We start from the raw sequence: 12,019 nt of genomic DNA on the forward strand, positions 1-12,019 counted from the left end.
GCGGGGCGGGCCGGTGCGTGTCGAGGCTCGATCCACTTTCCTGGTTCCGGTGCCGGCCCATGAGCCCCAGAGGCCATGGCGCCGGTTGTTTCTGCCTCCCGCATGATCGCCAGATCACCGTTTGCCCGTGTCCCACCGCCAGCCCATCCGCATCGCCGACCGTCACCAGTTCGACACCCTGATCGACGCCCGTTCGCCTGCCGAATTCGCGCAGGACCACATTCCCGGTGCCATCAACTGCCCCGTGCTCGACAACGAGGAGCGCGCCCGGATCGGCACCATCTACAAGCAGGTCAGCCCCTTCGAGGCCAAACGCCTGGGCGCGGCCATGGTCTCGGCCAATCTGGCGCGCCATCTGCATGAAACCTTCGCCGACAAACCCGCCAACTGGAAGCCGCTGGTCTACTGCTGGCGCGGTGGCCTGCGCAGCGGCTCCATGGTCACCTGGCTGCGCCTGGTCGGCTGGGATGCCCAGCAACTGGCCAACGGCTACAAGTCCTATCGCGGCCATGTGATCGAGTTGATCGACCGCCTGGTGCCCCAGCTGCGCCTGCAGGTGCTGTGCGGCGCCACCGGCAGCGCCAAGACCCGCGTGCTGCATGCCCTGGCCGAGGCCGGCGAGCAGGTGCTGGACCTGGAGGGCTATGCCAGCCACAAGGGCTCCTTGCTGGGCAACCTGCCCGGCGTGGAGCAGCCCAGCCAGAAATACTTCGAGACGCTGCTGGCCCAGCAGCTGGAGAGTTTCGACACCGCACGCACCGTGTACGTGGAAGGCGAGAGCGCCAAGATCGGTCGCGTGTCCCTGCCGCTGGTGCTGGTCGAGCACATGCGCCAGTCGCCCGTGATTGCGCTCGATGCCACGCCCGAGGCACGCCTGGCCTACCTGCTGCGCGACTACGCCTACCTGGGCGACGATCCGCAGATGCTGGCCGACAAGCTGGGCTGGCTCAAGGAACTGCAGGGCAAGGAGACCATCTCGCGCTGGCAGGCCTGGGCGCATGAGCGCAGCCTCTCGCCGCTGTTCTCCGAGCTCATGGCCCAGCACTACGACCCGCACTACGAGCGCTCGCAGGAGCGGCATTTCACGCAGTGGCGCACGCGCCGCAGGGTGCAGGCCGACGACCTCAGCGAGGCCGGCATCACCGCGCTGGCGCGCCAGATACTGGCGCTGGATGGGGCATCGGCCGCATGAAGCAGCCGCGTGAATCAGGCGTTTGAATCAGCCGTGTGAGTCGGCCAGCACCGGATACAGCGACAGCAGCAGCAGGGCCGCCATGCACCAGTTGAAGCGGCGCAGTGCCTGCGGCGAGCGCAGCGCGCGCCCCACGGCGCTGCCGAACAGCGTCCAGACGCTGACGCTGGGATAGTTCACGATGCCCAGCACCAGGGCGGCCAGCACCAGGTTGATGAAGAAATCCTCGCGCGGCGTGTAGGTGGCAATCACGCCGATGGCCATGATCCAGGCCTTGGGGTTGACCCACTGGAACGCCGCCGCCTGCCAGAACCCGAAGGGCCGGGCACCCGCGTTGCCGCCGTCGATGCCGCCGCTGCCCGCGATCTTCCAGGCCAGCCAGACCAGATAGGCCGCGCCCAGGTACTTGAGCGCGGTGTAGATCACCGGCAGGCGCTCGAAAACCGCGCCCAGGCCCGCGCCCACCAGCAGCACCATGACCACCACGCCCACGGTGATGCCCAGCATGTGGGGCACCGTGCGGCGGTAGCCGAAGGTGGCGCCCGAGGCCGTCAACATCACATTGTTGGGGCCGGGCGTGACGGAGCTGACGAAGGAGAACATGGCCAGTGGCAGCAGGAACGAGGTGTGGGCGGTATCGAAGGGCATGGTGGCAACAGGCATGACAGGGAATCCGGCGCCCTGTCTGCGCATGCCGCAGGCCGCGGCGCCGTCAGGCCATGCTAATGGCAGTGTTCGGTACAGTAGCAGTACACTTTGCCAGAACAATTTGCCAACTGGCCTGCCCACATGACCCTGACACTTGATCCCGCAGCCACGCCGAAGCAAGCGCAGGCACAGCAGACACCGCAGACATCGAGTGCATCCTCCGCTACGGCTTTCCAGGCCGCTGCGCCCTGGCGTCCGCTGCGCTCCTCCGATCTCTCGCTGGTCGAGCAGCTCGTGGACCACTACGGCAGCCTCATCCGCCACCATGGCCTGCGCGCGGGCTCGCGGCTGCCCTCGGTGCGCGCGCTGGCGCAGCAGGCCGGCGTCAGCCGCGATACCGTGGTCCAGGCCTACGACCGGCTGGCCGCCCAGGGCCTGGTGCATTCGCGGCGCGGCTCGGGCGTCTTCGTCAGCGCCCGGCGCGCGGCCCAGGCCGTGCCGCGCGCCAGCCAGGGCCTGCCCACGCTGGAGCAGGGCGCAGCCTTCGATACCGCCTTTCTGTTGCGCAGCATGTTCCGCGAAGGCACGGAGCATTCGGGCGACGCCGGCATGCTGCCGCCGGAATGGCTGGACCAGGAGATGCTGGCCTCGGCCCTGCGCGCCGTCGGCCGCAGCACGGGCACTAGCCTGCTGACCTATGGCGTGCCCCAGGGCTATCTGCCGCTGCGCCAGCAGATCGCCTCGGTGCTGCAGGCCCAGGACGTGCCAGCCCACCCCGAGGCCCACCTGATGACCGTGGCCGGTGTCACGCAGGGGCTGGACCTCATCGTGCGCAGCCTGGTGCGCCCTGGCGATACCGTGCTGGTGGAAGACCCCGGCTGGTTTCTCATCTTCGGCCGGCTCAACGCCCTGGGGGTGAATGTGGTCGGCGTGCCCCGCCTGCCCGGCGGCCCCGACGTGGAGGCGCTGGAGCGGCTGGCCCGCCAGCACCAGCCCCGGCTTTTCATCCTGAACACGGCCGTGCACAACCCCACGGGCCAGACCCTGTCGGCCGGCGTGGCCCATGAGGTGCTGCGCATTGCCGAGCGCCACGACTTCTACCTGGCCGAGGACGACACCTACTCCGACTTCCTGCCCGGCGTGCCCGTGCGCCTGGCCGCCATGGACCGGCTGCAGCGCGTGCTCCTGGTGGGCGGCTACTCCAAGACCCTGGCCGGCAGCCTGCGCGTGGGTTATGTCGCGGCACACACCGACCTGATACGGCGGCTGACCGACCTCAAGCTGCTGGGCGGCCTGACCACGGCGCTGCCGGGCGAGCAGGTGGTGCACCGCGTGCTGGCCGACGGCCAGTACCGCAAGCATGTGGACCGCCTGCGCGAGCGCGTGGACCGCGCGCGCAACCGCTGCCTGCGCATGCTCGAAGCCCTGGACTGCCGCGCCCCGCACGAGCCGCAGGCCGGCATGTTCGCCTGGGTGGACTGCGGCGTGGACTCGGAGGTGCTGGCCCGCCATGCCGCGCCGCAGGGCCTGCTGCTGGCGCCGGGCCTGCTGTTTTCGCCCAGGCAGGCCGCGGGCAGCATGCTGCGCATTCCCGTGCCCATGGTGGAGCAGCCCCAGACCTGGAAGATCCTTGGCCACCTGCTGGCGCAGCACCGGGGCGGTGGTGGATGAGTGGACGGTGCAGCAACACTGCCTGACGGGAGGTTGACGCTGCCGGCGCCAGGGCATGTAAGACAGGGCATCGGGCCTCGGCGCCCCGGTAGTGCGCTGCTATCGTTCCGGGATGACTATTGAGCTTGTCTTGCCAGGGGAGGCCGGCCGAAGAGCCGGGGTGAACGACAGCCAGCCCCGGCCGGGAGGTGGCGCTGCGCGCCGCCTGGCGCCCGTGCTGGCGCTGCTGCTGACGGCGGGCTGCGCCGACACGCCCGCGCCGCGCGGCAAGGTGGAGGGCGCCTCGTTCGAGCCCAGCGAAATCGTGCAGTCCGACAGCAACCGCATGGCCACACTGGCCATGAAGGAGAACCTGGACAGCCTGATGCGCATCATGGACAAGCTGTACCTGCGCAACCCCGCCGAGTGGAAGAAAACCGCCGAAAGCCGCGAGGCCGCATCCGCCTACGTGCGCATCGCCATCACCGAGCGCCAGCCCTGGGCCGACCTGCGCGGCGCCCAGGACGTGGCCGCGCTCTCGCTGGCGCTGCAGCCCGACTTCAAGGGCGACCGCGTGGCCGCCTTCGTCCATGCGCTGGCCGACACCATCATCACGGCCCACGGCGGGCGCACCAGCTTCACCCTGGTCCATGGGCTGGACCCGCAGCTGATCTACAACGCCGCGCGCAACGTGGAAGTGGCCAACTGGATACTCAACTCACGGCGCAATGCCGCTGGCGGGCCGCTGCTGTTGTCCAACCACCTGGGCGACGACGCGCGCAACCTGAGCTTCGAGCGCGAGATGGGCAAGATCATCGGCCGGCTGGACCTGATCGCCAACTACACCACCGAGCGCTACAGGCGCTCCTTCATCGGCTACGGGCAGGGACTGGTGGCGGGACCCTTCATGCAGTTCCTGCCCGTGCGCTGAGGCGGCAGGCGTCAGGACTCGTCACACAGAACGATGGTAACCAGAGCGGAGGTGTCTTCGATGGCGCGTACCGCATGTGCCATGTTGGCCGGCAGGTGCATCAGCTGGCCGGCCTGCAGGGACTGGCGGCTTTCGCCGAGCATCACCTCCAGCTCGCCTTCCAGGCAATGCAGGCTGACGCTGCCAGGCACCTTGTGCGGCGGCAGCGACTGGCTGGCGCGCAGGACCACGCGGATGACCTCCATGTCCTGGGACTTGAACAGGGCACAGGTCCGGGCGCCCGCCAGCCGCGCACCAAACGGCAGGACATCGATGGCTTGAGCGGTCAGTGCAAAGGGGGTGGCCATGGCGGACCTCCAGGCGTTGGCGGGCAATACTGCCATTGTCCTCCGAAGCACCGCAATCCATCAACCGCAGCTGTGTGACAGCAGGGGCTTGTGCAGGGTCTCAGCCCGGCACGCTGGCCTCCACCAGCAGGGTCAGCAACTGCAGCGACTCCTGCCAGCCCAGGTGACAGGCCTCGGCGGGAATGACGGCGGGCACGCCTTCCTGGGTCACATCCATTTCAGTGCCGCAGAACACCTCGCGCAGCGTGATGGTGGTGATCATCTCGCCAGGCAGTTGCGGGTCGTCGAAGCGGTCGGTATGGCGTACCAGCCGGCCAGGCTCCAGGTCCAGGAACTCCCCGCCGAAGCCGCTGCGCCCGCCCGTGGACAGATTGACGAAGGCCATGCGGTAGCGCCCGCCGACCCGGGCGTCGAACTCGGGCACCTCGCAGATGTAGCCGTGGGGCGGCAGCCATTTGGCCAGGGCAGCGGCCGTGGTGAAGGCCTGGTACACGCGCTGCGGCGGCGCCTTGAAGACGCGGTGCAGCCGGATGGTGTGGACGGTGTGTGACATGCGGAACTCCTTGGCGTGGTGTCGTGCAGGGCTGCCAGCCTCGCACCGATGCAGTCCTTGCGCAAGAGGCGACACATGGAGCCTGATGCAGGATTCAATGATTCATAAATCGAATCCTTGCTTGGTTTTAAAGAATTGGACTTGAATCATTGACGCCCGCACCATGGCGGCGAGCGCTGGATACACAGCGCCGCTTTCCATAGGAAACAGGAGACAAGCAAATGAAGCATTCCCCGTTGCGCAGGGCCCTGGCCCTTGGCGCTCTCAGTGCCATGGCCGTCGTTGCAGCGCCCGCTGCGCAGGCCCAGGGCAGCTATCCCTCCAACCCCATCACCCTGGTCGTGCCGTTCGCGGCCGGCAGTGGAACCGATGCCGTGGCGCGCGTGGTGGCTACCCGGCTGGGCGAGCGGCTCAAGCAGCCCGTGATCGTGGACAACAAGGCCGGCGCCAATGCCCAGATTGCCGCCAACCATGTGGCCAAGGCCAAGCCGGACGGCTACACGCTGTTCATGACCACCAACACCTCGCACTCGGCCAACCCCTGGCTGGTCAAGGGCCTGAAGTACGACCCGGTAAAAGACTTCACGCCCGTGGCGCGCGTGGGCGAGCTGCCGTTTGCGCTGCTGGTCCACCCCTCCGTTCCTGCCAAGACCGTGCAGGAACTGATCGACTACGCCAAGGCGAATCCCGACCGCCTGTCCTACGGCACGCCCAACAGCACCTCGCTGGTGGCCTCGGAAACCTTCAAGTACGTCACGCACGCCCAGATCACCTCGGTGCCCTACAAGTCCAGCCCGCAGGCGTTGACCGACCTCATGGGCAACCAGATCCAGGTCTACGTGGCCGACCTGGGCTCGGCCTGGGGCACGATCAAGACCGACCGCGTGCGAACCCTGGCCGTGACGGCGGCCAAGGGTTCCACCCTGCTGCCCAATGTGCCGGCCATCGGCAAGACGCTGCCGGGCTTCGACATTACGTCGTGGAACGGCATCTTCGGCCCGGCCGGGATGCCGGTCGAGATCACCGAGCGGCTGAACACCGAGCTGCAGGCCATCCTCAAGGACAAGGCCGTGCAGGAGCAATTGGCCCAGGTCGGCTTCGAGGTCTGGCCCACGGCCACGCCTGCCGAGTTCGCCACCTATGTGAAGGACCAGATGGCCCGCTGGGGGCAACTGGTCAAGCAGGCGGGCATCGAGGCGCAGTGAAGGAGAGCCGCATGGAACAAGCGCAGCAAGGGCAGCAAGGCCCTCTTGCAGGGGTGAAGGTGCTGGACATGACCTCGGTGGTCATGGGCCCCTTTGCCACCCAGATCCTTGCGGGCCTGGGGGCCGAGGTGATCAAGGTCGAATCGCCCGAGGGCGACAACATGCGTCACGTCGGCCCCATGCGCAACCCCGCCATGGGCCACATCTTCCTGCAGGCCAACCAGGGCAAGCGCTCCGTGGTGCTGGACCTCAAGCAGGGCGCCGCGCGCGAGGCCCTGCTGCGCCTGGCCGAAGGCTGCGACGTGCTGGTCAGCAACGTGCGGCCCCAGGCCATGGCGCGCCTGGGCCTGGCCTACGAGGACGTGGCGGCGCGCAACCCGCGCATCATCCACGTGAGCTGCTGCGGCTTCGACCAGCGCGGCCCCTACGCGGCCCGGCCCGCCTATGACGACCTCATCCAGGGCGCCACCGGCGTGCCCTGGCTGGCGCAGCAATACGGCGGCGGCGAGCCGGCCTATGCCCCCATGACCCTGGGCGACCGCGTCACCGGCCTGCACGCCGTCTACGCCGTCACGGCTGCCCTCTATGCGCGCGAGAAAACCGGCAAGGGCCAGGCCGTGGTCGTGCCCATGTTCGAGGCCATGACCCAGTTCATCCTGGGCGACCATATGGCAGGCCTGTCGTTCGAGCCGCAACTGGGCGGTCCCGGCTATGCGCGCCTGCTCACGGCCCACCGCAGGCCCTATCGCACCAGCGACGGCCACCTGTGCGTTCTCATCTACAACGACAAGCACTGGCACAGCTTCTTCAACGCCATAGGCCAGCCCGAGCGCATGGCCGAGCCCATCTTCGCCACCCACAGCCAGCGCGCGCTGCACATCGATGCCGTCTATGCCGAAGTCTCGCGGCTGATGGCAGGGCGCACCACCGCCGAATGGCGCACGCTACTGGACGCGGCCGACGTGCCCAACATGCCCATGGCCTCGCCCGAGGACCTGATCGCCGACCCCCAGCACCAGGCCACCGGCTTCGTGCACGAGATAGACCACCCCAGCGAAGGCCGGCTGCGCACCACGGCCAGCCCCACGCGCTGGAGCGCCACGCCGCCCGCAGAACGCGCCGCCCCCGCGCCGCGCCTGGGCGAACACACCCTGCAGGTGCTGCGCGACGCGGGCCTGACCGAGGCCGAACTGGCCGCCCTGCAGGCCAGCCGCGCCTGCAGCCAGGCTGCCGCGCTGCAAGACGCCCCACCACAAACACAAGCACAAACACAAACAGAAGGAAACCGCCCATGCCCCGCTACCTGATCCGTGAACAAGACGTGCCCGGCTACAGCCCCGCCAACCACCACGGCACCGTCAACCGGCGCCTGGTCAGTGCCGCCAACGTGGGCGCGCGCCACATGGAGCTGGTGCTGGGCACGCTGGAGCAGGGCGGCGGTGCGCTGCCCCATGCCCACCCCGGCATGGAGCAGGCCTGCTACCTGCTGGCCGGAACGGCCGAAGTGGAAATCGACACCCCGGACGGCAAGGAACGCTTTGCCATGCAGCCCGGCGACACCTGCTTCTTCCCCGAGGACTGCATGCACATCTTCCGCGTGACCAGCGCCGAGCCCGTGCGCCTGCTGGTCTTCTACAGCCCGCCGTACGGCGAGAACCCGGAGCGCGTGCGCCGGCCGGCAGCCTGAGCGCCGTCACCCCACAGACACAACAAGCGAACAGCTACAAGCAACGGAGAACACACCATGGACTTTCTGTGGAACGAAGAACAGGAACAGATACGCGACGCCGTCGAGCGCGCCTGCGCACCCTTCGATGCCGACTACTGGCTGCGCAAGGACCATGAAGGCGGCTTCCCGCACGACTTCCACAAGGCCCTGGCCGACGCGGGCTGGCTGGGCATTGCCATGCCTGAAGAGTTCGGCGGCGCAGGCCTGGGCATCAGCGAGGCAGCGCTCATGATGCACACCATCTCGGCCACGGGCGCGGGCCTGTCGGGCGCCTCGGCCGTGCACATGAACATCTTCGGCCTGCACCCCGTCGTCGTCTTCGGCACGGACGAGCAAAAGCGCCGCTGGCTGCCCCCGCTGATCGCGGGCACGGACAAGGCCTGCTTCGGCGTCACCGAGCCCAATGCGGGCCTCAACACCCTCAAGCTGCAGACCCGCGCCGTGCGCGATGGCGACGTCTACGTGGTTCATGGCCAGAAAGTCTTCATCTCCACCGCCCAGGTCGCCAACAAGATCCTGCTGCTGGTGCGCACCAAGCCCGTGGAAGAGTGCAAGGGCACGGAAGGCCTGAGCCTGTTCTACACCGACCTGGACCGCGAACGCATCGAGGTGCGCGAGATCGACAAGCTCGGCCGCAAATGCGTGGACACCAACCAGCTGTTCATCGACGGCCTGCGCATCCCCGCCGAGGACCGCATCGGCGAAGAGGGCAAGGGCTTTTCGTACATCCTGCACGGCCTCAACCCCGAGCGCATCCTCATCGCCGCCGAGGCCGTGGGCCTGGGCCGCGCCGCCCTGGCGCGTGCCACCCAGTACGCCAAGGAGCGCGTGGTCTTCGACCGCCCCATCGGCCAGAACCAGGGCATACAGCACCCGCTGGCCCAGGCCTGGATGGGGCTTGAGGCGGCCGACCTCATGGTGCAAAAGGCCGCCTTCCTCTACGACAGGGGCCTGCCCTGCGGCGCCGAGGCCAACGCCGCCAAGTACCTGGCAGCCGAAGCCTGCGCCAAGGCCTGCGAAACCGCCATCTTCACGCACGGCGGCATGGGCTACGCCAAGGAATACCACGTGGAGCGCTACATGCGCGAATCCTGGATCCCCCGCCTGGCGCCCGTCAGCCCGCAACTCATCATGTGCTTCATCGCCGAAAAGGTATTGGGCTTGCCTAAATCGTATTGACCCCCTGAGTCGTTTCGCGCCTTCCCCCTTCTCGCTGCGCGGAGGGGGACGACACCCTCGGTGCGGGGCGGCCCTTCCTCGGTGTCTCAAAGTTGAAGTGCGCGGGTTTTGTGGCTGCGAACCATCTGAAGTCCCATGATTTATCAATCTGTATTTCAGAGGTAGCCATGGTGCAAGATGCCATCTCGCTAGCTCCCCATCCGCCGCCTCTCATGAAGACCCACCTGCTGCGCTATTTCGTCGCCCTGGCCGAGGAACGCCACTTCGGCCGCGCGGCCCAGCGCCTGTGCATCACCCAGCCGCCGCTGAGCATGGCGCTCAAGACCCTCGAGCAGGACCTGGGCGCCAGCCTCATGGATCGCGACGCCAAGAACGTGCGCCTCACCCCTGCGGGCGAGGCTTTCCTGGTCGAGGCACGCAAGGTGCTCGCCCAGCTGCAGCATGCGGCCGACGTGGTGCGCGGCGTGGCCGAAGGCATGCAGGGCCGGCTGGACGTGGGCATCACCGGCTCCATGGTCTACCGCCAGGTGCCCGACTTCTGCCGCGCCTTCCGCGCAGAACGCCCCCTGGTCGAAGTCTGCCTGCATGAAATGTCCACGCGCGAGCAACTGCAGGCCATTGCCAGCGGCCAGATCGACTGCGGCTTTCTCAACATAGCCACCCCGCCAGACGGCCTGCAGACCCTGTCGATCGGCGAGGAACCCTTTGTCTGCTGCCTGCCCGCCACGCATGCGCTGGCGCAGCAGCCCGACATCGACCTGCGCGAACTGGCCCGCGACACCTTCGTCATGTTCGCCCGCGAAGTGGCCCCGGCCAACTACGACAACGTCATCGCCTGCCTGCAGCAGGCCGGCATCCACCCCCACACACGCCACGCCGCGCGCCAGTGGCTCACCGTCATGGCCCTGGTCTCGGCAGAGCAGGGCGTGGCCCTGGTGCCCAGCTGCATGCAGCGCGTGGGCATGAACGGCGTGGTGTTCGTGCCCCTGCGCGGTCCGCAGCAGGCCATGACGCCCGCCGTCATGGCCTGGCGGGCGGACCAGCCTGCGGCGTTGCTGCAGGCTTTCATTGAGAGGGTGAGGGCGATGGCATCCACCGCCGTCAAGGGTGGTAGGGGTTGAGGGCTGTCACCTCTACAGACCCTTCGCAGTAGTGCATGGCGAAAACCACCAGCGCCTTACCATTCGATTGGGTGATGGCCTCCACGTGCCAAAAAGGCACTTTTTCTCCCGGAGAAAACGTCACCTTGGTGATATCGAATGCGTACTGAGGAAACTTCTCTTTCAGTTTTTTCAGTACATTCTTTCGAACCAGATTAAGGTCATGGTTTTCGCAAGCGGTTGCGTTTTTTGCGTCCCCGCATGCGGTGGTCAACAAGACTGCGCCAGCCAACAAACTGCGCAAAAAGCTGGATCTTGTCAGAGCTTTTTTCATATCAACGGCCTGTGAAGTAATTGACCAAGGCCGTTGATGGACGAATGCCGGCTGAAATTATGCGCGGATGTGCGGCGTTGTGCGGGCACCATCATCCAAGACGGGTTGCCATGGTACTTTCTTCTGTTTTAGGCTGAAGAAGGCACTATGGCTTCCTGGGGTCATAAACCTGGTTTACTATTGCTTCAATAGATTTTCATTATCCCATTCTCACTGGCCGAGTATTTGCTTTCCGAAACTGCTCGAGCAGAAACGGCCTTTCCCCCTGTGCCGGCCAAATGTGGGTACATGTAGCATAGAACTGCAACTTGCAGATTTGCGACTGGAATGCTACCAGCCATGGTGAAACCATTGTTATAGCAATTTGAAATCCCTCGAACTCCACCGGCAAGTGAAAGATCGCCGCCTTTTGGTACAGAAAAGTCAACGCCTGCACTTGCAGATACTCTTGTGTATGAGCCAGCAAGCGGGTAAGGGTCATAGCTTAGAGATAGAACAGGTCTGTAGTTCCATTGGCCACCAGGCATGTAATAGTAGTCAGATTGTTGTTTGAATGACATTTCCTTTTGAGGGGACGCTGGTTCACAGTGAAGAGGTATATTCCTTTCATCGCTACCAATTACCATTTTTCCGGGAGATTCTGGATGCTTGTCTCCGTATATCTCGCACAGCCTCTTGTTGAATTCAATCGCTTCATCATTTTGATTGGTGGTTTCGTAGAGATATGATCCATTTGATAGCTTGACTAGATTGATGGTCACGGTACCACTCATTCCAGCCATGCTGCCAGCAATACTTCTGGCGACCATTGGCATGCCGTTCTTTTCAATTTCCTCATTCCCTATCAGAAAATCTTGAGCCATTGCAGAGATTGATACGAGAAAAAGTATAGATCCGGTCAGAATTTTACTTGGCATAGTTCCCTCTGTGCTGAAATGTTAATAGGCCTTTGCTGCCACATGGCAGTGAGTGACGCTATCAGTCTAAGTTCTTTCGAATTTTCAGATCAAGTGGAGACTGCTGTCGTTTTCTATTTTTTCTGAAAAATAAGATACTTCCTAGGAATTTGCGTGAATTGACGATCAGCGGTCTAAACACGAGCATTCGGATCCAAGATGAGCAAGGCTTTTGCTGGTTCGCAGGCTTGATGA

The 12,019-nt window shown here is 65.4% G+C and carries 13 protein-coding genes; 8 read left to right on the forward strand and 5 right to left on the reverse strand.

Translation table 11 applies throughout. The annotated features are described in order from the left end of the window. Positions 1-127: 127 nt before the first annotated feature. Positions 128-1,192: a tRNA 2-selenouridine(34) synthase MnmH gene (gene mnmH / locus ACN20X_RS17140; protein WP_267178399.1), complete on the forward strand. Its 1,065-nt coding sequence runs from the start codon at positions 128-130 to the stop codon at positions 1,190-1,192. Between the two features lie 27 nt (positions 1,193-1,219). On the opposite strand, the gene ACN20X_RS17145 is transcribed toward mnmH, so the two are convergent. Continuing rightward, positions 1,220-1,855: a LysE family translocator gene (locus tag ACN20X_RS17145; RefSeq protein WP_016445977.1), complete on the reverse strand. Its 636-nt coding sequence runs from the start codon at positions 1,853-1,855 to the stop codon at positions 1,220-1,222. Between the two features lie 126 nt (positions 1,856-1,981). Between ACN20X_RS17145 and ACN20X_RS17150 the strand changes: the two genes are divergently transcribed. Together ACN20X_RS17150 and ACN20X_RS17155 are read left to right on the forward strand one after the other, a co-directional pair. Further along, positions 1,982-3,511, forward strand: a complete 1,530-nt coding sequence (locus ACN20X_RS17150) for an aminotransferase-like domain-containing protein (protein WP_016445978.1) — start codon at positions 1,982-1,984, stop codon at positions 3,509-3,511. A gap of 112 nt (positions 3,512-3,623) precedes the next feature. Further along, positions 3,624-4,421: a hypothetical protein gene (locus ACN20X_RS17155; RefSeq protein ID WP_373681058.1), complete on the forward strand. Its 798-nt coding sequence runs from the start codon at positions 3,624-3,626 to the stop codon at positions 4,419-4,421. An 11-nt stretch (positions 4,422-4,432) separates the two neighbouring features. Here the strand turns inward: ACN20X_RS17155 and ACN20X_RS17160 are convergent, their stop codons facing one another. Both ACN20X_RS17160 and ACN20X_RS17165 read right to left on the reverse strand, forming a co-directional pair. Next, complete coding sequence (locus ACN20X_RS17160; RefSeq protein WP_016445980.1) at positions 4,433-4,768, reverse strand: cupin domain-containing protein; 336 nt, start codon at positions 4,766-4,768, stop codon at positions 4,433-4,435. 100 nt (positions 4,769-4,868) lie between these two features. Next, complete coding sequence (locus ACN20X_RS17165; protein WP_047219012.1) at positions 4,869-5,321, reverse strand: SRPBCC family protein; 453 nt, start codon at positions 5,319-5,321, stop codon at positions 4,869-4,871. A 221-nt stretch (positions 5,322-5,542) separates the two neighbouring features. Between ACN20X_RS17165 and ACN20X_RS17170 the strand changes: the two genes are divergently transcribed. The 5 genes from ACN20X_RS17170 to ACN20X_RS17190 all read left to right on the forward strand — a co-directional run bounded on the left by ACN20X_RS17170 (position 5,543) and on the right by ACN20X_RS17190 (position 10,555). After that, entirely contained in the window at positions 5,543-6,526 is a 984-nt protein-coding gene (locus ACN20X_RS17170; RefSeq protein WP_016454640.1) for a Bug family tripartite tricarboxylate transporter substrate binding protein, read from the forward strand. Between the two features lie 11 nt (positions 6,527-6,537). Further along, positions 6,538-7,833: a CaiB/BaiF CoA transferase family protein gene (locus ACN20X_RS17175; protein ID WP_209803496.1), complete on the forward strand. Its 1,296-nt coding sequence runs from the start codon at positions 6,538-6,540 to the stop codon at positions 7,831-7,833. Then, positions 7,818-8,213 (forward strand): cupin domain-containing protein, encoded by a 396-nt coding sequence (locus tag ACN20X_RS17180; RefSeq protein ID WP_012205502.1) that lies wholly within the window; start codon positions 7,818-7,820, stop codon positions 8,211-8,213. The genes ACN20X_RS17175 and ACN20X_RS17180 overlap by 16 nt, the downstream gene beginning before the upstream one ends. A gap of 57 nt (positions 8,214-8,270) precedes the next feature. After that, positions 8,271-9,434 (forward strand): acyl-CoA dehydrogenase family protein, encoded by a 1,164-nt coding sequence (locus ACN20X_RS17185; protein WP_473209644.1) that lies wholly within the window; start codon positions 8,271-8,273, stop codon positions 9,432-9,434. Positions 9,435-9,601: 167 nt separating this feature from the next. Further along, positions 9,602-10,555: a LysR family transcriptional regulator gene (locus tag ACN20X_RS17190; RefSeq protein ID WP_209803498.1), complete on the forward strand. Its 954-nt coding sequence runs from the start codon at positions 9,602-9,604 to the stop codon at positions 10,553-10,555. On the opposite strand, the gene ACN20X_RS17195 is transcribed toward ACN20X_RS17190, so the two are convergent. Together ACN20X_RS17195 and ACN20X_RS17200 are read right to left on the reverse strand one after the other, a co-directional pair. Beyond that, complete coding sequence (locus ACN20X_RS17195) at positions 10,536-10,868, reverse strand: hypothetical protein (RefSeq protein ID WP_464180561.1); 333 nt, start codon at positions 10,866-10,868, stop codon at positions 10,536-10,538. The two genes, ACN20X_RS17190 and ACN20X_RS17195, sit on opposite strands and share 20 nt — an antisense overlap. A 185-nt stretch (positions 10,869-11,053) precedes the next feature. Further along, positions 11,054-11,731, reverse strand: a complete 678-nt coding sequence (locus ACN20X_RS17200; RefSeq protein WP_473209645.1) for a hypothetical protein — start codon at positions 11,729-11,731, stop codon at positions 11,054-11,056. Positions 11,732-12,019: the final 288 nt, after the last annotated feature.

Source organism: Delftia sp. PX-1 (assembly GCF_055797465.1).